Origin of the sequence: Devosia sp. (genome assembly GCF_028290625.1) — a bacterium.
Lineage (GTDB): Bacteria > Pseudomonadota > Alphaproteobacteria > Rhizobiales > Devosiaceae > Devosia.
In genome coordinates, this window is the sequence record NZ_JAQGJM010000030.1 from 1 (window position 1) to 22,822 (window position 22,822).

Consider the following 22,822-nt stretch of genomic DNA (forward strand, 5'->3'; position numbering starts at 1 on the left):
TGAGTGGCAGAGCCCCGTAGTGGGCCCGGACGGTGATCCCCGGCCTCCCGAGTGCAGGGCTGCGAACCCCGCCCGCAGGCGCCGCATCCTGCTCCGCTACCAGAACGCCTCATGACAGCGCCCCCTCGCGAACAAGACGGAGTGGCTTATAGTCCTATGTAGGATTTAAGTCAATAGCGAAAATTGGAATTTGCAGGATGGGTTTCGCGAAGGGCTCAACCCATCCTGCGATGGTCCGATGCGATATGATGCCGCGTATCGATGACCGTTGCGTCACCGGCGGCGAATTGACTTTGAACTTCAATCCATGGTGCCATGCAATATCAAATGGGCCACGGGGGATTTGTCATGAAGTTGATCGGAATTTCGGCTGCCGCGATGATCGCGGCGCTGACCGCGACGCCGGTGCTTGCAGCCGACACCAAGGTGACCATCGCCATCTCCGGCTGGACCGGCTTCGCGCCGCTGACGCTGGCCAAGGAGGCCGGCATTTTTGCCAAGAACGGTCTCGACGTCACCATCAAGAAGGTGCCGCAGGCCAGCCGCCATCTCGCTATCGCCTCGGGCGACGTGCAGTGTGCTGCGACGACCGTGGAAACCTGGGTGGTGTGGAACGCCAACGGCGTCACCACGACGCAGTTGTTCCAACTCGACAAGTCCTACGGCGCCGACGGCATGGTGGTGCGCTCCGGCACTGCTGGTATCAAGGACATCAAGGGCAAGACCGTCGCTGCTTCTGCGCCAGGGACCTCGCCGTATTTCGCGCTGGCCTGGATGCTGAAGAAGAACGGCATGTCGGTGAAGGACGTCACTGTGGTCAACATGGAGCCGGGCGCCGCGGCGCAGGCTTTCATCGCGGGCCAGAACGACGCGGCCATGACCTATGAGCCGTATCTCTCCGCGGTGCGCGAGAAGCCGGAATCCGGCAAGATCATCGCCACCACGCTGGACTATCCGATGGTGATGGACACCTTTGGCTGCACGCCGAAATTCATTGCAGAGAATCCGGACGCGGTGAAGGCGCTGACCAAAAGCTATTTTGACGCCGTCGACATGATCAAGGCCGACCAGGCGAAATCCTACGAGATCATGGGCGCGGACGTGAAGCAGACCGGCGAGAAGTTCGGCGCCTCGGCGCAATACCTGCGCTGGCAGGGCAGGGAGGAGAACAAAAAATTCTTCGCCGGCGACTTCCAGGCGTTTTCCAAGGAAGCCGCCGACCTGCTGCTGGAAATCGGCGTGATCAAGGAAATCCCGGATCTCACAAAGATCGTCGATACGCGCTTTATTCAGTGACGCTCCACGATCGCCTTCGTCATTGCGAGGAGCAGTTGCGACGAAGCAATCCAGTCTTCGCTTGTAGCTTTCTGGATTGCTTCGCTTCGCTCGCAATGACGACCATTGGCAACGTCACATGAAACCGCTCGCCCCGATCTCATCTTCCGCGCGGATCACGCTGGGCATCGCGTTCTTCGTGCTGTTCGTGGCGGCGTGGTCCTATGCCACATTCGGCGGCTTCGTCTCGAAAACCTTCCTGGCCAATCCGCTGACCATGCTGAACGACGGCTGGGACCTGCTGACAAAGCAGGGTTTCCTCACCGACATCGGCATGACCATCTGGCGGGTGATCGGCGGCTTCGTGCTGGCGGCGGTGTTCGCGGTGCCGATCGGCATCCTGATGGGCGCTTACAAGCCGGTGGAGGCGTTCCTCGAGCCGTTCGTGTCGTTCGCGCGCTATCTGCCGGCCTCCGCCTTCATTCCGCTGCTGATCCTGTGGGCCGGCATCGGCGAGCTGCAGAAATTGCTGGTGATCTTCATCGGCTCGGTGTTCCAGCTGATCCTGATGGTGGCCGTCACCGTCGGCAGCGTGCGCCGCGACTTGGTGGAGGCGTCATTGACGCTGGGCGCGCGTGATGCCGGCGTGCTCAAGCGGGTGCTGGTGCCGGCGGCAGCGCCGGGTATCGCGGAAATCCTGCGGCTGGTGCTGGGCTGGGCCTGGACTTACGTGATCGTCGCCGAACTGATCGGCTCGTCGTCGGGCATCGGCCACATGATCATCGACAGCCAGGCGCTGCTGGCCACCGGGCAGATCATCTTCGGCATCATCGTCATCGGCGTGATCGGGCTGATCTCCGACTATGCGTTCAAGGCTTTGAACCGGGCGCTGTTCCCGTGGAGCATCCTGTGAGCAAGCTGGTCATCGAGAACGTCTCCCGGGTTTTTCCGGCGGTGCGCGGCGGCGCGCCGACGCGGGCGCTGGAGCCGACCAGCCTGTCGGTCGCCGACAACGACTTCGTCACCATTCTGGGCCCGTCGGGCTGCGGGAAATCCACGCTGCTGCGGATGATCGCCGGGTTGGACACGCCGACCACGGGCACCCTGATGCTCGACGGCAAGCCGATCACCGGGCCGGGCGCCGATCGCGGCATGGTGTTCCAGTCCTACACACTGTTTCCCTGGCTGACGGTGTCGGAAAACATTTCGTTCGGTCTGCGCGAACGTGGCATGGCTCCGCGCGAATGCGCAGCTATTGCCGGTGCGTGGCTGGAGAAGGTTGGCCTGACCAGCTTTGCCAACCATTTTCCCAAGCAGTTGTCCGGCGGCATGCAACAGCGGACCGCCATCGCCCGCGCGCTGGCCAACGATCCAAAAATCCTGCTGCTCGACGAACCCTTTGGCGCGCTGGACAACCAGACCCGCGGGCTGATGCAGGAATTGCTGCTCGGCATCTGGGAGCGCGAGCGCAAGACGGTGATCTTCGTCACGCACGATATCGAGGAGGCGGCGTTTCTGGCCTCCCGCGTCGTGGTGATGACGGCGCGGCCGGGGCGCATCAAGGCCGACATCGCCGTCGACCTGCCGCATCCGCGGCTGTACACGCTGAAAACCAGCCCGGAATTCGCGGTACTGAAAGCGCGGCTGACCGAAGAGATTCGCGCCGAGGCGGTGCTCGCGGCGGAAGCGCATTAGAGTTTGAGTCGTTCCAGGCTCAGGATCGCTCTTGCCGAAGTGCTCTCATAAGTTGTATTTAATTATAAAACAACCTTATCCGCGCGGTCATGGCATCTTTTCAAGATGACATCCGCGAGGCTTCGCGTTTTCAGGGCGGCTCACAGAATGTTGTTTGCGCAGGGGGCGCCGATGATCGACGCAGACCGCACCGATGCCGTTCGACAAAGCGGCGCGGGACATTTCGTGGCGCCATTCCGGCAGGTCTGAGGCAGCATTGCGCGTCTTGCGCCCCTTGTTGCGCTGCGCTAAGCCTCGAACAATTCCAATGTCTTCGAATCTGCGGGGCGACGCCGCAGCGAAAAGGGATCGCCGATGAACGGCATCTTGCAGAATTATCTTCCACTTGTGGTCTTTATCGGCATCGCGACCGTGATCGGCGCGGCGCTACTGATCGCCCCCTTTATCGTCGCCTACCAGAGTCCGGACCCGGAAAAGCTGTCCGCTTATGAATGCGGATTCAACGCTTTCGACGATGCCCGCATGAAGTTCGATGTGCGGTTCTACCTGGTCGCCATCCTGTTCATTATCTTCGATCTCGAAGTCGCCTTCCTGTTCCCGTGGGCGGTCGCATTCGGCAAGCTGGGCGTCACCGGCTTCTGGTCGATGATCGTGTTTCTCGGCGTCCTCACCATCGGCTTCGCCTATGAATGGAAGAAAGGCGCACTCGAATGGGATTGAGCCCCATGACCACCTCCATGCAGCCGTCGCAGCCGCTGGTCGCCAACCCTTTGGTAGCAAAGGCGCCGACCGGCATCATCGATCCGAACACCGGCAAGCCCGTGGGCGCCAACGACCCTTATTTCCTCGAGGTCAATCATGAGCTGTCCGACAAGGGTTTCTTCATCACCGCCACCGACGACCTGATCACCTGGGCGCGGACGGGCTCGCTGATGTGGATGACTTTCGGTCTGGCCTGCTGTGCCGTCGAAATGATGCAGGTGTCGATGCCGCGCTACGATGTGGAGCGCTTCGGTTTCGCGCCGCGCGCCTCGCCGCGGCAGTCCGACGTGATGATCGTGGCGGGAACGCTGACCAACAAGATGGCCCCGGCGCTGCGCAAGGTCTACGATCAGATGCCGGAGCCGCGCTACGTCATCTCCATGGGCTCCTGCGCCAATGGCGGCGGCTATTATCACTATTCCTATTCGGTGGTGCGCGGCTGCGACCGCATCGTGCCCATCGACATTTACGTGCCGGGCTGCCCGCCGACTGCTGAAGCGCTGCTGTACGGTGTGCTGCTGCTGCAGAAGAAGATTCGTCGTACCGGAACGATTGAGCGTTAAACGATGCGCATGACCGGCATCCCGTTTGAGACCACCGACTGGTCGGTCGTCGCGCCGACGCTGCATCCCGGCGACGCCGGGGTTGCGACCTGGCGGACGCGGCAGTTCGGCGACATCCGGGTCCGGATGGTGGATTACTCGCCGGGTTATGTTGCGGACCATTGGTGCGACAAGGGCCATGTGATTTTCTGCGTTGACGGCGAATTGAACACCGACCTCGCCGATGGGCGAAAATTTACGCTAACGCCGGGCATGAGCTACCAGGTTGCCGACGGCAGCGATTCCCATCGTTCGCATACCGCGAAGGGTGCCCGACTTTTTATCGTGGATTGATCGAGATGGACGAGAAGCTGCAAAAGCTCGGAGAGACGATCGTCGCAGCGCTCCCGGGTGCGGCGACCGCACATTCGGTGGCGTTCGGCGATCTCACCGTGATGGTTGAGGCGGCGAAGATCGTCGACGTGGTGCGCTTCCTGCGCGACGATCCCGGCTGCCGCTTCGTCAACTTCATCGACGTCACCGCGGTGGACTATCCCGGTCGTGAAAAGCGTTTCGAGGTGGTCTATCACCTGTTGTCGCCGACCCTGAATGCCCGGATCCGACTGAAGGCCGAAGCGTCCGAGGCCACCCAGGTGCCGTCGATCATCACCGTGTTTCCCGGGGCCGACTGGTTCGAGCGCGAGTGTTACGATCTCTACGGCGTGATTTTCACAGGGCATCCCGATATGCGCCGGCTGTTGACCGATTATGGTTTTGACGGCCATCCGCTGCGCAAGGACTTTCCACTCTCCGGCTTCGTCGAGGTCCGCTACGACGACCAGGAGAAGCGCGTCGTTTACGAGCCTGTCCGGCTCAACCAGGAATTCCGCAAGTTCGACTTTCTGTCACCCTGGGAAGGCGCGGACTATCTGCTGCCGGGCGACGAAAAGGCGGGAAGCTAGACCATGACCGAACAACCCGCCCTCCGCAATTTTACGATCAACTTCGGCCCGCAGCATCCGGCGGCGCACGGCGTGCTGCGGCTGGTGCTGGAGCTTGACGGCGAAGTGGTCGAGCGCGTCGATCCGCATATCGGCCTGCTGCATCGCGGCACCGAGAAGCTGATCGAGCAGAAGACCTATCTGCAGGCGATTCCCTATTTCGACCGGCTCGATTACGTCGCGCCGATGAATCAGGAGCACGCGTTCTGCCTCGCAGCCGAAAAGCTGCTGGGCATCACCGTGCCGCGCCGCGCGCAACTGATCCGCGTGCTGTATTGCGAGATCGGCCGCATCCTGTCGCACATGCTCAACGTCACCACCCAGGCCATGGACGTCGGCGCGCTGACGCCGCCGCTGTGGGGCTTCGAGCAGCGCGAAAAGCTGATGGTGTTCTACGAGCGCGCTTCGGGCGCCCGCATGCATGCCTCGTATTTCCGCCCGGGCGGCGTCCACCAGGACCTGCCGCAGGCACTGGTCGACGATATCGACACTTTCTGCACGACCTTCCCCAAGGCGCTGGCCGACATCGACAGCCTGCTGACCAACAACCGCATCTTCAAGCAGCGCAACGTCGATATCGGCGTGGTCGACCTGGACGATGCGTGGAACTGGGGTTTTTCGGGCGTCATGGTGCGCGGTTCGGGCGCTGCCTGGGACCTGCGCAAGAGCCAGCCCTACGAATGCTATGACGAGATGGAATTCGACATTCCGATCGGCAAGAACGGCGATTGCTATGATCGCTACCTGATCCGCATGGAAGAGATGCGCCAGTCCACGCGCATCATGAAGCAGTGCGTCGACAAGCTGAACGCCCCCGACGGCAAGGGCCCTGTGTCCTCGCTCGACGGCAAGGTCGTGCCGCCCAGTCGCAGCGAGATGAAGCGCTCGATGGAAGGGCTGATCCACCACTTCAAGCTCTATACCGAGGGCTACAAGGTGCCGGCCGGCGAAGTTTACGCCTGCGTCGAAGCCCCTAAGGGCGAGTTCGGCGTCTATCTGGTGTCCGATGGCACCAACAAGCCCTATCGCTGCAAGATTCGTGCGCCGGGCTTTGCGCATCTGCAAGCCATGGATTTCCTGTGCCGCGGCCATATGCTGGCTGACGTCTCGGCCATCCTGGGGTCCCTTGATATCGTGTTCGGAGAGGTTGACCGCTAATGGTTTCGCGTCGCCTTGCAGACGATTCGGTTCAGCCGGCATCGTTCGCGTTTAGCAATGACAACGCCAAGTGGGCGGAATGGAAGATCGGTCTGTACCCAGCCGGTCGGCAGCAGTCCGCCGTTATTCCGCTGTTGATGCGCGCCCAGGATCAGGACGGCTGGATCAGCCGCGCCACCATCGAGACCATCGCCGACATGCTCGGCATGGCCTATATCCGCGTGCTGGAAGTGGCGACGTTCTATACGCAGTTCCAGCTCAAGCCGGTTGGCACGCGCGCCCATATCCAGGTGTGCGGCACGACGCCATGCATGCTGCGCGGGGCAGGTGACCTGATCGAGATTTGCCAGCACAAAATCCACCACGACCCGCATACGACCAATGCCGAAGGCACGATGAGCTGGGAAGAGGTCGAGTGCCTGGGCGCCTGCGTGAACGCGCCCATGGTGGCGATTTTCCACGACACCTATGAAGACCTGACCGCCGAAACGTTCGAGACGCTGGTCGATGCCTTCGCCGCCGGCAAGGGCGACACCATCAAGCCGGGTCCCCAGATCGACCGCGTGACTTCGGCTGCCGCCGGTGGCCGCACCACGCTGCTGGAAGCTCCAACCGCCACACGCGAAAAGTTCATTCCGCCGGTTCCGCCAGAGGCGCCAGCCGCTGCTGCGGTAGCACCAGCCGCTGCTGCCCCGGCTCCCGCCGCTACGCAGGCACCCACGACTGCCGCCAAGCCCAAGGACGTGAGCGAAGAATCCGCTCCGGCCCTCAAGGGACCCGCGCCCCAGGGCAAGGTTTCCCAAGCCAAGGCCGAGGGCGAGCGCAAGGCCGCCAATGCTTCGGCCAAGGCCAATGGCGAGCCCAATGCCGCGATGCGTCCCACCGCAACTGGCGCTGAATCACCGGCCGGCAAGATTGACGGCGGCAAAGCTCCGGGCAAGAAGACCAAGTCGGCTCCCGCCGAGGGCGCGACGCCAGCCGGTACCGCTGCTGCCCCCGCGGTCGTGGCACCTGCCGCGCCCGCAACGCAGGTCAACCCTGTTGCAGAAAAGGGCGGCGAGGCGCCGCTGTTCGTGGCGCCCGCTGGGGCTCCGGATGATCTAAAGCTGATCTCGGGCGTCGGCCCGGTGCTCGAAGGCCGGCTCAATGGTCTTGGCATCACCAAGTGGAGCCAGGTCGCCGCTTTCGGTCCCGACGATATCACCAAGGTTGAGGCAAGCCTGAACTTCAAGGGTCGGGTGACCCGCGATAACTGGCTGGCTCAGGCTGCTGCGCTCGCCAAGGGCGGCGAAGCTGAATATGTCCGCGTCTTCGGCAAGAAGCCGCGGTAGGAGTGAACGATGCTCGCTGATAAAGACCGCATTTTCACCAATCTCTATGGCCAGGGCGACTGGGGCCTTGCTGGCGCGCGTTCGCGCGGCGCCTGGGCCGGCACCAAGGAGTTCATCGACTCCGGGCGCGACTGGATCACCAACGAGGTCAAGGCTTCGGGCCTTCGCGGCCGCGGCGGGGCAGGGTTCCCGACCGCGCTCAAGTGGACCTTCATGCCCAAGGTCAATGATGGCCGCCCGCATTATCTGCTGGTCAATGCCGACGAGTCCGAGCCGGGCACCTGCAAGGACCGCGAAATCCTGCGCCACGATCCGCACCATCTGGTCGAGGGTTGCCTGTTGGCCGCTCGCGCCATGGATGCGCACCTGGCTTTCATCTATGTACGCGGTGAATTCATCCGCGAGCGCCAGCACCTGGAACGCGCCGTCGAGGAGGCCTATGAGGCCAAGCTGATCGGCAAGGACAATATCCACGGCTGGGACCTGGACATCATCGTCCATCACGGCGCCGGCGCTTACATCTGCGGCGAAGAGACCGCGCTGATGGAGAGCCTAGAGGGCAAGAAGGGCCAACCGCGCCTCAAGCCACCATTCCCGGCCGGCATGGGCGTCTATGGCAACCCGACGACCGTCAACAACGTCGAGTCGATTGCCGTCGTCCCGGAAATCCTGCGCCGCTCCGGCGCCTGGTTCGCCAGCTTCGGCCGCCCGAACAATACCGGCACCAAGTTGATGTGCGTGTCGGGCCACGTGAACACGCCCGCCACCTTCGAAGAGGAGATGGGCATCCCGTTCGACGTGATGATCGAAAAGCATTGCGGCGGCATTCGCGGCGGCTGGGATAACCTGCTGGCCGTGATCCCCGGCGGCGCCTCGGTGCCGTGCGTGCCCGGCGAAAAGATTCGCCACGCGCTGATGGATTTTGATGGCCTGCGCGAAGTCGGCTCTTCGCTCGGCACTGCGGCCGTGATCGTCATGGACAAGCAGACCGACATCATCAAGGCAATCTGGCGCCTTTCGGCTTTCTACAAGCATGAGAGCTGCGGGCAGTGCACGCCGTGCCGCGAAGGCACCGGCTGGATGATGCGCGTGATGGAACGCATGGTCGAAGGTCGCGCCCAGAAGCGCGAAATCGACATGCTGTTCGAGGTCACAAAGCAGATCGAAGGCCACACCATCTGTGCGCTGGGCGATGCCGCGGCCTGGCCGATCCAGGGCCTGATCAAGAATTTCCGCCCCGTCATCGAAGCGCGGATCGATCAATATACCTGGTCCTCGACCAGCGACGGCGCCGTGCCGTCGATCGCGGCGGAGTAGCGGTGATGGATATCCTCGATCAGACTGATCGGTTGAACGTCACTGGCAGCGTGCTTGCCCGCTCGGCTTTCGTGGGGACCAATCTGTCGGAGAGCCGCTTCGATGGGTGCAACTTGAGCCACGTTCATATCGAGATGGTCAATATTACCCACGCGTCGGTTCTGAACGTCGACATGAGCGGGATGGCGTTCAAGGATGTGAACGCCTCCGGCGCGACATTTGAAGACGCCAATATGTCCAACGTGAAAATCAAAGACGTCAATCTCAGCAATGTCGAGATTACCGACGCCAATTTGTCGGGCATGCGCATCCAGGGCGTGCTTGTGAGCGATCTTTTCGCTGCCTACGACCGGCAGAAGGGGGCCTGAAGCATGGCCAATATCAAAGTCGACGGCACGCTTGTCGAGGTCCCGGACTACTACACGCTGATGCAGGCGGCTGAGGCTGCGGGCGCAGAGATTCCGCGCTTCTGCTACCACGAGCGCCTGTCGGTCGCCGGCAATTGCCGCATGTGTCTGGTCGAGGTCAAAGGTGGCCCGCCCAAGCCGACGGCGTCCTGCGCCATGTCGGTCAAGGACCTGCGGCCCGGCCCGAATGGCGAGCCACCCGAAATGTTCACCAACTCGCCGATGGTCAAGAAGGCCCGCGAAGGCGTGATGGAATTCTTGCTGATCAACCACCCACTGGATTGCCCGATCTGCGACCAGGGCGGCGAGTGCGACTTGCAGGACCAGGCCATGGCCTATGGCGTGGACAAGAACCGCTTCGCCGAGAACAAGCGCGCCGTCGAGGACAAGTACATTGGCCCGCTGGTCAAGACCTCGATGAACCGCTGCATTCACTGCACACGCTGCGTTCGCTTCACCACCGAAGTTGCCGGCATCGCCGAGATGGGTCTGCTGGGTCGCGGCGAAGATGCCGAGATCACGACCTATCTAGAAAAGGCGCTGACCAGCGAACTGCAGGGCAATGTCATTGATCTGTGCCCGGTTGGCGCGCTGACCTCCAAGCCCTACGCTTTCAATGCCCGCCCGTGGGAGCTGAACAAGACCGAATCCATCGACGTGATGGACGCCGTCGGCTCCAACATCCGCGTCGATAGCCGTGGCAATGAAGTGATGCGCGTGCTGCCGCGCATCAACGAAGCCATCAACGAAGAGTGGATTTCCGACAAGACCCGCTTCATCTGGGACGGCCTCAAGAGCCAGCGCCTGGACCGCCCCTATGTGCGCAAGGCCGGCAAGCTGCAGGCCGCGAGCTGGGACGAGGCACTCGCCGCCGTCGCCGCGCGCATGAAGAAGGCCGGTAACAAGGTCGGCGCCATTGCCGGTGACCTGGCTGCGGTCGAAGAAATGTATGCGCTCAAGGCTTTGCTGGCCTCGGTGGGCTCGGGCATGACCGACGTTCGCCCGGCCATGTCGGGCATCGATCCATCGATGCCGCGCTCGGCCTACCTGTTCAACCCGACCATTGCCGGCATCGAGCAGGCCGACGCCATTCTCATCATCGGCGCCAATCCGCGCAAGGAAGCGGCGCTGATCAATGCCCGTATCCGCAAGACTTGGCGCGCCAAGGGCCTGCCGATTGCTGTCATCGGTGAGCGGGCCGACCTGACCTACAGCTATTCCTATCTCGGCGAAGGCTTCGAAACCCTGGCCGAGCTGGCTGCGGGCAAGGGCGAATTTGCCGAAGTCCTGGCCAAGGCCAAGAACCCGCTGATCATCGTCGGTGAGGGCGCTGTCTCGCATGCCAAGCTGGGCAAGCAGGTTGGCCGCGACACCATCGCACTGGCCGCCAAGCTGGCGACTGGCACGGAAGTGGCCGAAGGTTGGAACGGCTTTGCGCTGCTGCACAATGCGGCCAGCCGCATTGGTGGCATCGATATCGGCTTCGTGCCCCATGATGGCGGCGTCTGCTCGGCCGATCAGATCGCGCTGGCCGGCAAGGGCGAACTCGACGTGCTGTTCCTGCTCGGGGCCGACGAATACGACACCTCTGCCATGGGCAAGGCCTTCGTCGTCTATATCGGCAGCCACGGCGATGCCGGCGCACACCGCGCCGACGTCATCCTGCCGGGCGCGACCTATACCGAAAAGTCCGGCACTTATGTGAATACCGAGGGCCGCGTGCAGATGACCAACCGCGCCGTTTTCCCACCGGGCGACGGCAAGGAAGACTGGGCGATCATCCGGGCGCTGTCCGGCGCCATCGGTAAGCCGCTGCCGTTCAACTCGCTGACGCAGCTTCGCGCCGCGATCTACGCCGAATTCCCGCACCTTGCGCGGATCGATCAGATCGCCCCGGGCGCTGTGGCAGACGTTGCCAAGCTGGCCAAGGCCGGCATCAAGACCAAGTCGGCTCCGTATGGTTCGGCCGTTGCCGAATTTTATCTGAGCAATCCGATCGCGCGTGCCTCGGCCGTCATGGGCGAATGCGCCGCCATGGCTGCCGGCCTGCGGCAAGCGGCGGAGTAGGGGAGCACAATGGACTTCGTACTCTCCGCCCTCGATTACCTGCTCGGCATCCCCTTCCTCGGTTGGGGCATGCAGATCGGTTTCGTCTATAAGGCCCTGGCTCTGCTGGTTGGCCTGCTAATTTTCACCGCCTTCATCCTGCTCGCCGATCGCAAGATCTGGGCGGCCGTGCAGATCCGCCGTGGCCCCAACGTGGTCGGCCCGTTCGGCCTGCTGCAGAGCTTTGCCGACTTGCTCAAGTTCGCGCTCAAGGAAGCCATCATCCCGGCCGGCGCCGACAAGCTGCTGTTCCTGTTCGCTCCGCTGCTGACCGCCACGCTGGCGCTTGCTGGCTGGGCCGTCATCCCCGTCAACGACGGCTGGGCGATGGGCAACCTGAACATCGGCATTCTCTATGTTCTCGGCATCTCCTCGCTGGGCGTCTATGGCGTCATCATCGGCGGCTGGGCCTCGAACTCGAAGTATCCGTTCCTCGGCTCGCTCCGCTCCGCTGCGCAGATGGTGTCCTACGAAGTCTCCATCGGCCTCGTCATCATCACGGTGCTGCTCTGCGTCGGCTCGCTGAACCTCAATGACATCGTGCTGGCGCAGCGCGACATGGGCCTGGCCCATATGATCGGCCTGCCGCAGTTGACGTTCCTCAACTGGTTCTGGTTGCCGCTGTTCCCGATGTTCGTGGTGTTCTACATCTCGGCCCTGGCGGAAACCAACCGCCCGCCATTCGATCTGGCGGAAGGCGAATCCGAGCTCGTCGCCGGCTTCATGACCGAGTATTCCTCGACCCCGTACCTGCTGTTCATGCTGGGCGAGTACATTTCGATCCTGCTGATGTGCGCCATGACCACCATCCTGTTCCTGGGTGGCTGGACCAGCCCGATCGACCTGCCGCCCTTCACCTGGGTGCCCGGCCTGATCTGGTTCTTCCTCAAGGTCAGCGCGGTGTTCTTCATGTTCGCCATGGCCAAGGCCATCGTTCCGCGCTACCGCTATGACCAGTTAATGCGCATCGGCTGGAAGCTGTTCCTGCCGCTGTCGCTGGTGTGCGTCGTGGTTGTCGCTTTCATTCTTCAGCTCACCGGCTGGGGCTGGCACGGAGGGATTGCCTGATGCAATTCGTCAACACGCTGCTGCTGCGCGAGTTCGTCTCGACCTTCTTCATGGCGATGCGGTACTTCTTTGCGCCCAAGCCGACCATCAATTATCCCTTCGAAAAAGGGCATGTGTCTCCGCGTTTCCGCGGTGAGCATGCGCTGCGCCGCTATCCCAATGGGGAAGAGCGTTGCATCGCCTGCAAGTTGTGCGAGGCGATCTGCCCGGCCCAGGCCATCACCATCGAGGCCGGTCCTCGTCAGAACGACGGCACGCGCCGCACGGTGCGCTACGACATCGACATGGTGAAGTGCATCTATTGCGGCTTCTGCCAGGAAGCCTGCCCGGTCGACGCCATCGTCGAGGGCCCGAATTTCGAATTTGCCACCGAGACCCGCGAAGAGCTGTATTTCTCGAAAGAGAAGCTGCTCGAGAACGGCGACCGGTGGGAGCGCGCCATCGCGGCCAATCTCAGCGCCGACGCGCCGTACCGTTGAAAGGAAGAGCATGACCCTTCCACTGTTCTTCTTCTATTTGTTCTCGATCATCGCGGTCGCTTCGGCGTTCATGGTGATCTCGGCGCGCAATCCGGTGCACGCCGTACTGTTCCTCATCCTGGTGTTCGTCAACGCTGCCGGGCTGTTCATGCTGGCGGGTGCCGAATTCCTCGCGCTGATCCTGATCGTGGTTTATGTCGGCGCCGTGGCGGTGCTGTTCCTGTTCGTCGTCATGATGCTCGACGTCGACTTCGCGCAACTGCGCCAGGGCCTGCTGCAATATGCCCCAATCGGCGTCGTGGTTGGGCTGGTACTGTTGCTGGAGCTGCTGCTGGTCGCAGGCAGCTTCGTGGTATCGCCGGATGTGGCGAGCACGGCGGCGCTGCCGATCGATGGCGCCATCGACAATACACGGGCGCTGGGGCAGGTGCTCTATACGCGCTACGTCTTCCTGTTCCAGGGGGCGGCCGCGGTGCTGCTGGTCGCCATGATCGGGGCCATCGTGTTGACGCTGCGGCACAAGCCGAACGTCAAGCGGCAGGACCCCAATGTTCAGGTGGGTCGCAAGGTTTCCGAAACGCTGGAAGTCGTCAAAGTCAAAAGCGGTCAAGGGTTATAGGGGTCGAACATGGGCGCAGGTATCGGGCTCAGTCACTACCTGACTGTAGCGGCAATTCTGTTCACGCTGGGCGTGTTCGGCATTTTCCTCAATCGCAAGAACGTCATCGTCATTCTGATGTCGGTGGAATTGATCCTTCTCGCGGTCAATCTCAATTTCGTGGCGTTCTCCGCCCAGCTCAACGATCTGCAGGGGCAGGTCTTCGCGCTGCTGATCCTCACCGTGGCTGCCGCCGAGGCCGCCATCGGCCTCGCGATCCTGGTTATTTTCTACCGCAACCGCGGCTCGATCGCGGTTGAAGACGTCAACATGATGAAGGGCTAAGAACCACCGCTATGATCCAGGCGATTGTTTTCCTGCCCCTCATAGGCGCCCTTATTGCAGGGCTGCTCGGGCGCACCATCGGGCATCGGCCCAGCGAATACCTGACCACGGGGCTGCTGATCATCGCAGCCGTGCTGAGCTGGATCGTGTTCCTGCCAATCGCCTTCGGCGGCGGCCTCTCAGGCGCTGAAGTGGCCGAAGGCTCCCACGAAGCGGCCGTGCTCAAGGTCGAAGTCATGCGCTGGATCCAGGTCGGCGACATGGACCTGCGCTGGATTTTACGCGTCGATACGCTGACCGCCATCATGTTGGTCGTGGTCAACACTGTCTCGAGCCTCGTGCACGTCTATTCCATCGGCTACATGGCCGACGATCCGCACCGCTCGCGCTTCTTCGCGTACCTGTCGCTGTTCACCTTCGCCATGCTGATGCTGGTGACGGCGGACAATTTCCTGCAGATGTTCTTCGGCTGGGAAGGCGTGGGCCTCGCGTCCTATCTGCTGATCGGCTTCTGGTACACCCGTCCCTCGGCCACTGCAGCGGCAATGAAGGCATTTATTGTCAACCGCGTCGGTGACTTCGGCTTCGCGCTGGGCATTTTCGGCGCCTTCATGGTGCTGGGCCATATCGACTTCGACGGCGCATTCCATGCTGTGGCGGCGCTTGATCCAGCGGCAATGCCGGTCATGCACTTCCTGTCATGGGATTTGGATGCCATGACCGTGGTCTGCCTGCTGCTGTTCATGGGCGCCATGGGCAAGTCGGCGCAGTTTCTGCTGCACACCTGGCTGCCGGACGCCATGGAAGGCCCGACCCCGGTGTCGGCGCTGATCCATGCCGCAACCATGGTGACCGCCGGCGTGTTCATGGTCGCGCGGCTGTCGCCGCTGTTCCAGACCTCGCCGACTGCCATGACCTTCGTGCTGATCATCGGTGCCATCACCGCGTTCTTCGCGGCGACGGTTGGCCTGGTGCAGAACGACATCAAGCGCGTGATCGCCTATTCGACCTGCTCGCAGCTCGGCTACATGTTCGTGGCGCTCGGGGCAGGGGCCTACTCGGCCGGCGTGTTCCACCTGTTCACCCACGCCTTCTTCAAGGCGCTGCTGTTCCTGGGGGCCGGCGCGGTGATCCACGCCATGCACCACGAACAGGACATGCGCAACATGGGCGGCCTGCGCAAGAAGATCCCGATGACCTATTACATGATGGTCATCGGCACGCTGGCGCTGACCGGCGTCGGCATCCCGGGTACGGAAATCGGCTTTGCCGGCTTCTTCTCCAAGGATTCGATCATCGAGTCGGCCTATGCGGTCGGCGGCAATGCGGGCACCTTCGCCTTCTGGTCGCTGGTCATCGGCGCGCTGTTCACCAGCTTCTACTCCTGGCGCCTGATCCACCTGACCTTCCACGGCACGCCGCGCGATGCCCAGCATGGTCATGCCCATGTCGATGCGCACGATGGCTCAAGCCATGACGAGCCGATCGCCGATGACCATGGTCACGACGACCATGCGCATGACGATCACGGCCACGCCCACGGCTCAGCCTATGACAATGCGCACGAAGCGCCCAATGTCATGATGGTGCCCCTATACGTCCTGGCTGCCGGTGCGATCCTGGCAGGCGTGGTGTTCTACGGCATGTTCTTCCACGATGTGGAGCATATCGAACACTTCTTTGCCGGCTCGCTGGTCGTCAACGAAGAGTTCATGGAAGCCGCCCATGCCGTGCCGCTCTGGGTCAAGTGGTCCTCGACCATTGCCATGCTGATCGGCTTCGTCACCGCCTGGTACATGTATATCCGCTCGCCCGACATGCCCAGGCGCCTGGCCGAGACCAATCCGGGCCTCTACCAGTTCCTCTTGAACAAGTGGTACTTCGACGAGCTCTACAACGTCATTTTCGTCAAGCCTGCGCTATGGGTTGGACGGGCGTTCTGGAAGGGCTTCGATGACCAGCTGGTCGACCAGACGCTCACCGAGGGCCTCGCCCGCCGGGTGCAGAATGTCACCTCCTGGGTCACCAAGCTGCAGTCGGGCTACCTCTATCATTATGCCTTCGCCATGCTGATCGGCATCGCGGCTCTCCTGACCTGGGCCATCGCGGCCGGGGGACTGATCTGATGACCTTCGCCAATACCATCCTGACGATCCTGACTTTCCTGCCCATTCTGGGGGCGGCAATCATCCTGATCACGCCCAAGGGCTCGCTTGAGGCTATCCGCTGGACGGCCTTCATCACCACGGTGGTGACCCTGGTGCTGTCGCTGTGGATGTGGAGCCAGTTCAATCCAAGCGACGCGGGCTTCCAGTTCGTCGTCAACTATGCCTGGATCGGCGACACCATCGGCTACCGTGTCGGGGTCGACGGCATTTCGGTGCTGTTCGTGGTGCTCTCGGCCCTGCTGATGCCCTTCGCCATTCTCACCTCGTGGGAGTCGGTCGAAAAGCGCGTCAAGGAATACATGATCGTCTTCCTGATCCTGGAAACCCTGATGATCGGCGTGTTCACCACGCTCGATCTGGCGATGTTCTACGTGTTCTTCGAAGGCACGCTGCTGCCGATGTTCCTGATCATCGGCATCTGGGGCGGCTCGGCTCGCATCCAGGCCAGCTACAAGTTCTTCTTTTATACCTTCACCGGCTCGGTGCTGATGCTGCTGGCCATCATGGCCATGTACTGGGATGCCGGCACCACCGACATCGCCAAGTTGCTGACGCACGATTTCCCCGAAAGCATGCAGCCCTGGCTGTGGTGGGCGTTCTTCGCCTCGCTCGCCGTCAAGATGCCGATGTGGCCATTCCATCGCTGGCTGCCCGAAGCCCACGTGCAGGCGCCGACCGCCGGCTCGGTGATCCTGGCCGCCATCCTGCTCAAGCTCGGCGGCTACGGCTTCCTGCGCTTCAGCCTGCCCATGTTCCCGGACGCTTCGGCGCAGTTCGCTAATGTGATCTTCTTCCTGTCGGTCGCCGCCATCATCATCACCTCGCTGGTGGCGCTGGTGCAGACCGATATGAAGAAGCTGATCGCCTATTCGTCGGTCGCCCATATGGGTTTCGTGACCATGGGCATCTTCGCTGGCAATGCCCTGGGCATCCAGGGCGCCATGTTCCAGATGATCTCGCATGGTATTGTTTCTGGTGCGCTTTTTCTGTGTGTGGGCGTCATCTATGACCGCATGCATACTCGCGATATCGAAGCCTATGGCGGCCTGGTCGAGCGCATGCCGCGTTATGCCTTCGCCTTTATGGTGTTCACCATGGCGAACGTCGGCTTGCCGGGCACGTCCGGGTTTGTCGGCGAATTCCTGACCATGATCGGCGTGTTTCAGGTTAACACCTGGGTAGCATTTGGCGCCGCATTCGGCGTGATTTTCTCGGCCGGCTATGCGCTCTGGCTCTATCGTCGGATCATCTTCGGCGCCCTGACGAAGGACAGCCTCAAAGCCATCCTCGATCTCAATCTGCGCGAGAAGGTCATTCTCTATCCGCTGATCATCATGACGATCGTCTTCGGCTTCTATCCGGCGCCCATTCTTGACACCACGGCCGCGGCCGTGAATGCGCTGGTTGCCCAATATTCTGCTTCGGTTGGCATTGCTGCGCCTGCCGAAGCTGTCGTAGCCCACTAGGAGGGGACAAGTGGTTTCCGACATTACCGATTTCGCCAGCCTGGCCCCCGCCTATCCCGAAATGGTCGTCGCCATCGGCGCCGTCATCCTGCTGCTGCTCGGCGTCGTGCTGAACAAGGAACGCTCGAGCCTGGTCGCGATCCTTTCCATCGTTCTGCTGCTCGGCACGGCCGTTCTGGTCATGGCGCAGCCTGTCGATGGCGTGATCTTCAACGGCACCTTCATTGCCGACGGCTTTGCCCGTTACATGAAGGTACTGGTGCTGGGCGGCTCGGCGTTCTCGCTGATGCTGGCGCTGCCCCATGCCGTCGAGAATGGCACCCATAAATGGGAATATTCCATCCTCGTGCTGCTGGCGACGCTGGGCATGATGGCAATGGTTTCGGCCAACGACCTGATGAGCCTTTATGTCGGGCTCGAATTGCAGTCGCTGGCGCTCTATGTGCTCGCCGCCATCAAGCGCGACGATCCGAAGGCGACCGAAGCCGGCCTCAAGTATTTCGTGCTCGGCGCGCTGTCGTCCGGAATGCTGCTCTATGGCGCATCCTTGATCTATGGCTTTACCGGCCATACCAATCTGCAGGAAATCGTCATCGCCATCGCTAATCAGGGCCGCTCGATCGGGCTGATCTTCGGCGTGGTGTTCCTGCTCGCCGGTGTCGCCTTCAAGATCTCGGCGGTGCCGTTCCACATGTGGACGCCCGACGTGTACGAAGGCGCGCCGACCCCGGTGACTGCGCTGTTCGCCACCGCTCCCAAGGTCGCCGCCATGGCGCTGATGGTGCGGCTGGTGATGGATACGTTCCAGCCGATCGCCCATGACTGGCAGCAGATCGTCATCTTCCTGTCGATCGCCTCGATGGTGCTGGCCGCCTTCGCCGCTATCGGCCAGAAGTCGATCAAGCGACTGATCGCCTATTCGTCGATCGGCCATGTCGGCTTCGCGCTGGTCGGCCTGTCCTCGGGCACCGAAGGCGGCATCGAAGGCGTGGCGATCTACATGGCGATCTATGTGGCCATGACCGTTGGCCTGTTCGCCTGCCTGCTGTCGCTGCGCACCTCCGATGGCTATGTCGAGAATATCTCCGACATGGCTGGCGCCGCCCAGAAGCGCCCCTTCGTCGCCGCGATCATGGCGGTGATGATGTTCTCGCTGATCGGCATGCCGCCGCTGGCCGGGTTCTTCGCCAAATGGCACGTGTTCCTTGCGGCCATCGACTCTCATCTCTACGTGCTGGCGGTGATCGGCGTGCTCGCTTCGGCGGTCAGCGCGTTCTATTACCTGCGCGTGGTCAAGACGATGTATTTCGACGAGCCGGTGCGCGACTTCGTCGCGGTGCCGAACGAGCTCAACATCATCATGGCGATCAGCGGCTTCCTGGTGATCACCTATTACTTCACCGTCGGCAGTCCACTTGCCGGACTGGCTCACATTGCCGCCGGAAGCCTGCTCTAGGTGAGCAGCTTTTCGCTCGGATCCAAGGCGCGCGCGGCCGGATATCGGCTGCGCGCCTTTGACACAATCGGCTCGACCAATACGGAAGCATTGGAAGCGGCAGCCGCTGGCAACGCCGGCGGTATCTGGTTCGTTACCCGGCAACAGACCGCGGGCAGGGGCCGCCGCGGACGGCAATGGACCTCGCCCGTCGGCAATCTGGCGGCCACGCTCTTGATCGTTCCCGATAGCGATCCCACATTGGCTGCAACGCTGGGCTTCGTGGCCGGCGTGTCCATGAACCGCGCGCTCTCCTCGATCCTGCCCGGTGGCGTGGTCAAGCTGGGCATTGATGGTGCGGACGGTCTGTCAGGCGGCAAGCGCGCAAGAATCGCGCTCAAATGGCCCAATGACGTGTTGGCCGATGGCGCCAAGCTCGCGGGAATCCTGCTCGAAGCCCAAAAGCTCAACGATGGTCGTCACGCGATTGCCATCGGTTTTGGCGTCAACGCGGTTGCGGCGCCGCAGGGTTTGCCGTATCCCGCAACCAGCCTTGTCGAACTGGGCACTACGCGCAGCGCCGAAGATATTTTCGAAGCGCTAAGCGATGCCTGGGTCGATACCTTCGCGCTATGGCAGGACGGACGCGGCATCGCCGACGTGTTGACGCAGTGGCGCGGCGCGGCGGCGGGCATCGGAGCGCCTGTCGCGGTCAACCAGAACGGCGCGACCGTGCGCGGGATTTTTGAAACCATCGACGATGCCGGACGTCTGATCGTGCGCGTCGATGACGATAGTCGCATCGCCATCACGGCGGGCGACGTACATTTTGGGGCAACGGCCAGCGCCCGAAGCTGACCACGAACTTATGGCGCGCTCGACCGGCGGAACAAGGATTCCGCCCGGCGTCGCGTCCGACAAAAGGACTGAAGTACCCATGGCTAAAAACCAAAGGGACGAACTCGTCTTCGTGCCGCTCGGCGGCGTTGGCGAGATCGGCATGAATATGGGCGCATACGGGTTTGGCCCGGAGCGCTCGCGTAAATGGATCGTCGTCGATTGCGGCGTTTCGTTCGGTGGGCCAGACCTGCCGGGGATCGAGCTGATCATGGCCAATCCGGAATTCCTCGAAGAGCGCGCCGATGATGTGCTGGCGCTGATCCTCACCCACAGCCACGAAGACCATTACGGTGCCGTGCTGGACCTGTGGCCCGGCTTTGAAAAGCCGGTCTATGCCACCCCGTTCACCGCAGCCATGCTGGCGGCGAAGCGGGCAGGGGACGGGATCGTCGAAAACGTCGACGTCACCATCATGACGCCAGGCAAGCCGTTCACGGTTGGCCCGTTCACCATCGAGGCGATCAACGTCGCCCACTCCATCCCCGAGAGCAATGCGCTGTTGATCACCACCCCGATCGGCCGCGTGCTGCATACCGGCGACTGGAAGCTCGATCCGACGCCAGTCGGCAACAAGCCAACCGATGTCGCGCGGCTGCAGGCCATCGGCGCCGATACCAGCCTGCCGCTGGCGCTGATCTGCGACAGCACCAATGCGATGAAGGACGGCGAAAGCCCGAGCGAAGCCGAAGTTGCCGCCAATCTGGCCGCGATGATTGCCGAATCGCCCAACCGCGTCGCCGTGACGACCTTCGCGTCGAACGTCGGCCGGGTGATCTCCATCGCCAAGGCCGCCGAAAAGGCCGGCCGCCATGTGGTGATGTCCGGCCGTTCGCTGCACCGCATCACCGGCATTGCGCGCGAACTCGGCATGCTCGAAGGCTGCCCGCCGCTGCTGGACCAGGATGCCTACCGCACCATTCCGCGCAACAAGATCGTGCTGCTCTGCACCGGCAGCCAGGGCGAAGCTCGCGCCGCCATCGCCCGCATCGCACGCGGCGAGCATCCCGTGATCGACCTCACTGCCGGCGACCGGATGATCTTTTCGTCCTGGGCCATTCCGGGCAATGAGCGTGAAGTCAACGACATCCAGAACATGCTGATCGACAAGGGCGTCGAGGTCATCACGCAGAAGGATGGTCTAGTCCACGTCACCGGCCATCCGCGTCGCGAAGAACTCAAGCGCCTCTATGGCTGGCTGAAGCCAGAGGTGCTGGTGCCGGTGCATGGCGAAGCGATGCATCTGATGGCCCATGCCAAGCTGGGCCGCGAAGAGGGCATTCCCAACGTGATCGACGCCCGCAATGGCGACATGGTCCGCCTGTTCCCCGAGCCAATGGCCTATCCGGCCGAAGTGCGCACCGGCGAGCTTTATCTCGATGGGCTGGTACTCTGCACCCCCGACGAAAGCGGCGTCAAAGGCCGGCGTCGCCTGTCGTTTGGCGGCCACATCGTGGTCAGCCTCTGCGTCAATGGCAGTGGCCAGGTGGTCTCGGGTCCCGATCTGGTGATCGAAGGCCTGCCCGAAACCGAAGACGAGTCACTGACTGAACTGGTGGAAAACACCATCGCGGGCGTGCTCAAGAGCGTGCCGCCCAAGCGCCGCAGCGATACTGAAGTGCTGAACTCCGCCTTGTTCAAGGCTGTGCGCAACGAGGTCAACGCCTATTGGGGCCGCAAGCCGAACGTCTCGGTGTTCGTGCACCGCGTCTAAGCTTTGGCGCGCCGCGCATCCAAAAACGCAGAGTCATTCCCGCGCAGGCGGGAACCTCTGTTTGCTTGCTGCGGCAAAGAGCAACAGAGGTCCCCGCTTTCGCGGGGATGACCCGGGCGATAGATTGAACTGGGTGCCTTCCGCGCCATCGGACATAACAAATGCAGATCGGTTCGCTCCTCGCCGTCTATTTCGTCATCTGGTGGCTGTGCTTCATCCTGGTGCTGCCTATCGGCTCGCGCAGCCAGGCGGAGGCCGGGGAGATCGTCCGCGGCTCAGACCCCGGGGCGCCGGCAGTCCTGCGCATGTGGCCCAAGCTGCTGGCCACCACGCTGCTTGCCGCGGCAATGACCGCGCTGCTGTTCTGGGGCCTCAGCAATCCGACGCTCAAGGAATATTGGAACTAGGGGCTCGCTTCTGTTCTCTACGCTTCCCCACCCACCGTTCTTCCCGCGGGCTTGACCCGCGGGCCACTTTCAGTCCGGCACGTGTGATGAGAGGCCCGCGGATCAAGTCCGCGGGAAGACTGCGTGGGTGGAGGGCGAGTGCCACAGCCGTGCAAATCACTTTGTGAGGCCGAGACCATAGCGGCAGCGTTCACCGCGCCCGCTTGCGCGCCACCACTTTTGGCTCGGCATGGCGCCAGGCCATTTCCAGCACGGCGCTGAGATCGGCTTCGGTCGCGGCGGGCAGGTAGATGGTGGTCCAGCCCTGCCGGCCCCAGGCATTGTCGAGCGGCTTGAATATCTCTTCAGCGACGGTGCATTTGAGTTCCTGCTCATCCGGCGTCAGCTTGAGATTGGCGGTCTGGCCATCGCCGGCTAGCGTCACGTAGATTCGTGCAACCTTGAACGCGGCGCGGTCGAAATGCGGCGCCTCGGTCGTGCCGGGCAGGGCCAGGGCTAGTCGTCGCAGATCGGCAGCATTGGCCATTTGGCCTCCAGGGATAGTGATCAGATGGGCAAGCAGGGCGAGGCTATAGCCATGCGTGCGGCGCGCAGCGTCGGAACTGCGAAAAGTGTAGTTTTGCACACCCGGTGGGGAATGCCCAAGCCAGA

General features: G+C 62.3%; 23 protein-coding genes. 22 read left to right on the forward strand and 1 reads right to left on the reverse strand.

The genetic code is table 11. The annotated features are described in order from the left end of the window. The first annotated feature begins 348 nt into the window (after positions 1 to 348). From JWR51_RS16230 to JWR51_RS16335, 22 genes are all read left to right on the forward strand, one after another. Positions 349 to 1,296, forward strand: coding sequence for an ABC transporter substrate-binding protein (locus JWR51_RS16230; protein ID WP_299749711.1), 948 nt, complete (start codon positions 349 to 351; stop codon positions 1,294 to 1,296). A gap of 118 nt (positions 1,297 to 1,414) precedes the next feature. After that, on the forward strand, positions 1,415 to 2,188 hold the full coding sequence (locus JWR51_RS16235; protein WP_299749714.1) for an ABC transporter permease: 774 nt from the start codon (positions 1,415 to 1,417) through the stop codon (positions 2,186 to 2,188). Then, positions 2,185 to 2,970 (forward strand): ABC transporter ATP-binding protein, encoded by a 786-nt coding sequence (locus JWR51_RS16240; RefSeq protein WP_299749717.1) that lies wholly within the window; start codon positions 2,185 to 2,187, stop codon positions 2,968 to 2,970. Before JWR51_RS16235 ends, JWR51_RS16240 begins: the two co-directional genes overlap by 4 nt. A gap of 354 nt (positions 2,971 to 3,324) precedes the next feature. Next, positions 3,325 to 3,690, forward strand: a complete 366-nt coding sequence (locus tag JWR51_RS16245; RefSeq protein WP_299749720.1) for an NADH-quinone oxidoreductase subunit A — start codon at positions 3,325 to 3,327, stop codon at positions 3,688 to 3,690. Continuing rightward, entirely contained in the window at positions 3,681 to 4,295 is a 615-nt protein-coding gene (locus JWR51_RS16250; RefSeq protein WP_299749723.1) for an NADH-quinone oxidoreductase subunit B, read from the forward strand. Before JWR51_RS16245 ends, JWR51_RS16250 begins: the two co-directional genes overlap by 10 nt. Positions 4,296 to 4,298: 3 nt before the next feature. Further along, positions 4,299 to 4,628: a DHCW motif cupin fold protein gene (locus JWR51_RS16255; RefSeq protein ID WP_299749726.1), complete on the forward strand. Its 330-nt coding sequence runs from the start codon at positions 4,299 to 4,301 to the stop codon at positions 4,626 to 4,628. Between the two features lie 5 nt (positions 4,629 to 4,633). Continuing rightward, positions 4,634 to 5,236: an NADH-quinone oxidoreductase subunit C gene (locus JWR51_RS16260; RefSeq protein ID WP_299749728.1), complete on the forward strand. Its 603-nt coding sequence runs from the start codon at positions 4,634 to 4,636 to the stop codon at positions 5,234 to 5,236. A 3-nt stretch (positions 5,237 to 5,239) separates the two neighbouring features. Then, positions 5,240 to 6,433 carry an NADH-quinone oxidoreductase subunit D gene (locus JWR51_RS16265; protein WP_299749730.1) on the forward strand — a complete coding sequence of 398 codons (1,194 nt, stop codon included), beginning with the start codon at positions 5,240 to 5,242 and terminating at the stop codon, positions 6,431 to 6,433. Continuing rightward, positions 6,433 to 7,764, forward strand: coding sequence for an NADH-quinone oxidoreductase subunit NuoE (gene nuoE / locus JWR51_RS16270; protein WP_299749731.1), 1,332 nt, complete (start codon positions 6,433 to 6,435; stop codon positions 7,762 to 7,764). The genes JWR51_RS16265 and nuoE overlap by 1 nt, the downstream gene beginning before the upstream one ends. A gap of 9 nt (positions 7,765 to 7,773) precedes the next feature. After that, positions 7,774 to 9,081, forward strand: coding sequence for an NADH-quinone oxidoreductase subunit NuoF (gene nuoF, locus JWR51_RS16275; RefSeq protein WP_299749734.1), 1,308 nt, complete (start codon positions 7,774 to 7,776; stop codon positions 9,079 to 9,081). Between the two features lie 5 nt (positions 9,082 to 9,086). Beyond that, positions 9,087 to 9,449, forward strand: a complete 363-nt coding sequence (locus JWR51_RS16280) for a pentapeptide repeat-containing protein (protein WP_299749737.1) — start codon at positions 9,087 to 9,089, stop codon at positions 9,447 to 9,449. Between the two features lie 3 nt (positions 9,450 to 9,452). Next, positions 9,453 to 11,555 carry an NADH-quinone oxidoreductase subunit NuoG gene (gene nuoG / locus JWR51_RS16285; protein WP_299749739.1) on the forward strand — a complete coding sequence of 701 codons (2,103 nt, stop codon included), beginning with the start codon at positions 9,453 to 9,455 and terminating at the stop codon, positions 11,553 to 11,555. Between the two features lie 69 nt (positions 11,556 to 11,624). Further along, positions 11,625 to 12,662 (forward strand): NADH-quinone oxidoreductase subunit NuoH, encoded by a 1,038-nt coding sequence (gene nuoH / locus JWR51_RS16290; RefSeq protein WP_299750098.1) that lies wholly within the window; start codon positions 11,625 to 11,627, stop codon positions 12,660 to 12,662. Beyond that, positions 12,662 to 13,141: an NADH-quinone oxidoreductase subunit NuoI gene (gene nuoI / locus JWR51_RS16295; protein ID WP_299749742.1), complete on the forward strand. Its 480-nt coding sequence runs from the start codon at positions 12,662 to 12,664 to the stop codon at positions 13,139 to 13,141. The genes nuoH and nuoI overlap by 1 nt, the downstream gene beginning before the upstream one ends. A 10-nt stretch (positions 13,142 to 13,151) precedes the next feature. Next, entirely contained in the window at positions 13,152 to 13,760 is a 609-nt protein-coding gene (locus JWR51_RS16300; RefSeq protein ID WP_299749744.1) for an NADH-quinone oxidoreductase subunit J, read from the forward strand. A 9-nt stretch (positions 13,761 to 13,769) separates the two neighbouring features. Next, complete coding sequence (nuoK, locus tag JWR51_RS16305; RefSeq protein WP_299730861.1) at positions 13,770 to 14,084, forward strand: NADH-quinone oxidoreductase subunit NuoK; 315 nt, start codon at positions 13,770 to 13,772, stop codon at positions 14,082 to 14,084. A gap of 11 nt (positions 14,085 to 14,095) precedes the next feature. Then, positions 14,096 to 16,210, forward strand: coding sequence for an NADH-quinone oxidoreductase subunit L (gene nuoL, locus JWR51_RS16310; RefSeq protein WP_299749746.1), 2,115 nt, complete (start codon positions 14,096 to 14,098; stop codon positions 16,208 to 16,210). Beyond that, the gene (locus tag JWR51_RS16315) at positions 16,210 to 17,718 is read left to right on the forward strand and encodes an NADH-quinone oxidoreductase subunit M (RefSeq protein WP_299749748.1); all 1,509 of its coding nucleotides are present in this window, start codon (positions 16,210 to 16,212) and stop codon (positions 17,716 to 17,718) included. The genes nuoL and JWR51_RS16315 overlap by 1 nt, the downstream gene beginning before the upstream one ends. Before the next feature lie 10 nt (positions 17,719 to 17,728). Next, complete coding sequence (nuoN, locus tag JWR51_RS16320) at positions 17,729 to 19,174, forward strand: NADH-quinone oxidoreductase subunit NuoN (protein ID WP_299749751.1); 1,446 nt, start codon at positions 17,729 to 17,731, stop codon at positions 19,172 to 19,174. Continuing rightward, entirely contained in the window at positions 19,175 to 20,011 is an 837-nt protein-coding gene (locus tag JWR51_RS16325) for a biotin--[acetyl-CoA-carboxylase] ligase (protein WP_299749754.1), read from the forward strand. It begins immediately after the preceding gene. A 79-nt stretch (positions 20,012 to 20,090) separates the two neighbouring features. Continuing rightward, the gene (locus JWR51_RS16330; protein WP_299749757.1) at positions 20,091 to 21,764 is read left to right on the forward strand and encodes a ribonuclease J; all 1,674 of its coding nucleotides are present in this window, start codon (positions 20,091 to 20,093) and stop codon (positions 21,762 to 21,764) included. Positions 21,765 to 21,925: 161 nt separating this feature from the next. Continuing rightward, positions 21,926 to 22,171 (forward strand): DUF1467 family protein, encoded by a 246-nt coding sequence (locus tag JWR51_RS16335; RefSeq protein WP_299749760.1) that lies wholly within the window; start codon positions 21,926 to 21,928, stop codon positions 22,169 to 22,171. Between the two features lie 190 nt (positions 22,172 to 22,361). On the opposite strand, the gene JWR51_RS16340 is transcribed toward JWR51_RS16335, so the two are convergent. After that, positions 22,362 to 22,697, reverse strand: coding sequence for an MmcQ/YjbR family DNA-binding protein (locus tag JWR51_RS16340; protein ID WP_299749763.1), 336 nt, complete (start codon positions 22,695 to 22,697; stop codon positions 22,362 to 22,364). Positions 22,698 to 22,822: the final 125 nt, after the last annotated feature.

Bases quoted from the DNA above. Each gene is read 5' to 3' on its own strand.
- JWR51_RS16235 (WP_299749714.1), top strand. From the start codon at position 1,415: ATGAAACCGCTCGCCCCGATCTCATCTTCCGCGCGGATCACGCTGGGC.
- nuoK (WP_299730861.1), top strand. From the start codon at position 13,770: ATGGGCGCAGGTATCGGGCTCAGTCACTACCTGACTGTAGCGGCAATT.
- JWR51_RS16300 (WP_299749744.1), top strand. From the start codon at position 13,152: ATGACCCTTCCACTGTTCTTCTTCTATTTGTTCTCGATCATCGCGGTC.
- nuoG (WP_299749739.1), top strand. From the start codon at position 9,453: ATGGCCAATATCAAAGTCGACGGCACGCTTGTCGAGGTCCCGGACTAC.
- JWR51_RS16230 (WP_299749711.1), top strand. From the start codon at position 349: ATGAAGTTGATCGGAATTTCGGCTGCCGCGATGATCGCGGCGCTGACC.
- nuoI (WP_299749742.1), top strand. From the start codon at position 12,662: ATGCAATTCGTCAACACGCTGCTGCTGCGCGAGTTCGTCTCGACCTTC.
- JWR51_RS16250 (WP_299749723.1), top strand. From the start codon at position 3,681: ATGGGATTGAGCCCCATGACCACCTCCATGCAGCCGTCGCAGCCGCTG.
- nuoF (WP_299749734.1), top strand. From the start codon at position 7,774: ATGCTCGCTGATAAAGACCGCATTTTCACCAATCTCTATGGCCAGGGC.
- nuoH (WP_299750098.1), top strand. From the start codon at position 11,625: ATGCAGATCGGTTTCGTCTATAAGGCCCTGGCTCTGCTGGTTGGCCTG.
- JWR51_RS16340 (WP_299749763.1), bottom strand. From the start codon at position 22,697: ATGGCCAATGCTGCCGATCTGCGACGACTAGCCCTGGCCCTGCCCGGC.
- JWR51_RS16335 (WP_299749760.1), top strand. From the start codon at position 21,926: ATGCAGATCGGTTCGCTCCTCGCCGTCTATTTCGTCATCTGGTGGCTG.
- JWR51_RS16245 (WP_299749720.1), top strand. From the start codon at position 3,325: ATGAACGGCATCTTGCAGAATTATCTTCCACTTGTGGTCTTTATCGGC.
- JWR51_RS16330 (WP_299749757.1), top strand. From the start codon at position 20,091: ATGGCTAAAAACCAAAGGGACGAACTCGTCTTCGTGCCGCTCGGCGGC.
- JWR51_RS16315 (WP_299749748.1), top strand. From the start codon at position 16,210: ATGACCTTCGCCAATACCATCCTGACGATCCTGACTTTCCTGCCCATT.
- JWR51_RS16265 (WP_299749730.1), top strand. From the start codon at position 5,240: ATGACCGAACAACCCGCCCTCCGCAATTTTACGATCAACTTCGGCCCG.
- JWR51_RS16260 (WP_299749728.1), top strand. From the start codon at position 4,634: ATGGACGAGAAGCTGCAAAAGCTCGGAGAGACGATCGTCGCAGCGCTC.
- nuoE (WP_299749731.1), top strand. From the start codon at position 6,433: ATGGTTTCGCGTCGCCTTGCAGACGATTCGGTTCAGCCGGCATCGTTC.
- JWR51_RS16255 (WP_299749726.1), top strand. From the start codon at position 4,299: ATGCGCATGACCGGCATCCCGTTTGAGACCACCGACTGGTCGGTCGTC.
- nuoL (WP_299749746.1), top strand. From the start codon at position 14,096: ATGATCCAGGCGATTGTTTTCCTGCCCCTCATAGGCGCCCTTATTGCA.
- JWR51_RS16280 (WP_299749737.1), top strand. From the start codon at position 9,087: ATGGATATCCTCGATCAGACTGATCGGTTGAACGTCACTGGCAGCGTG.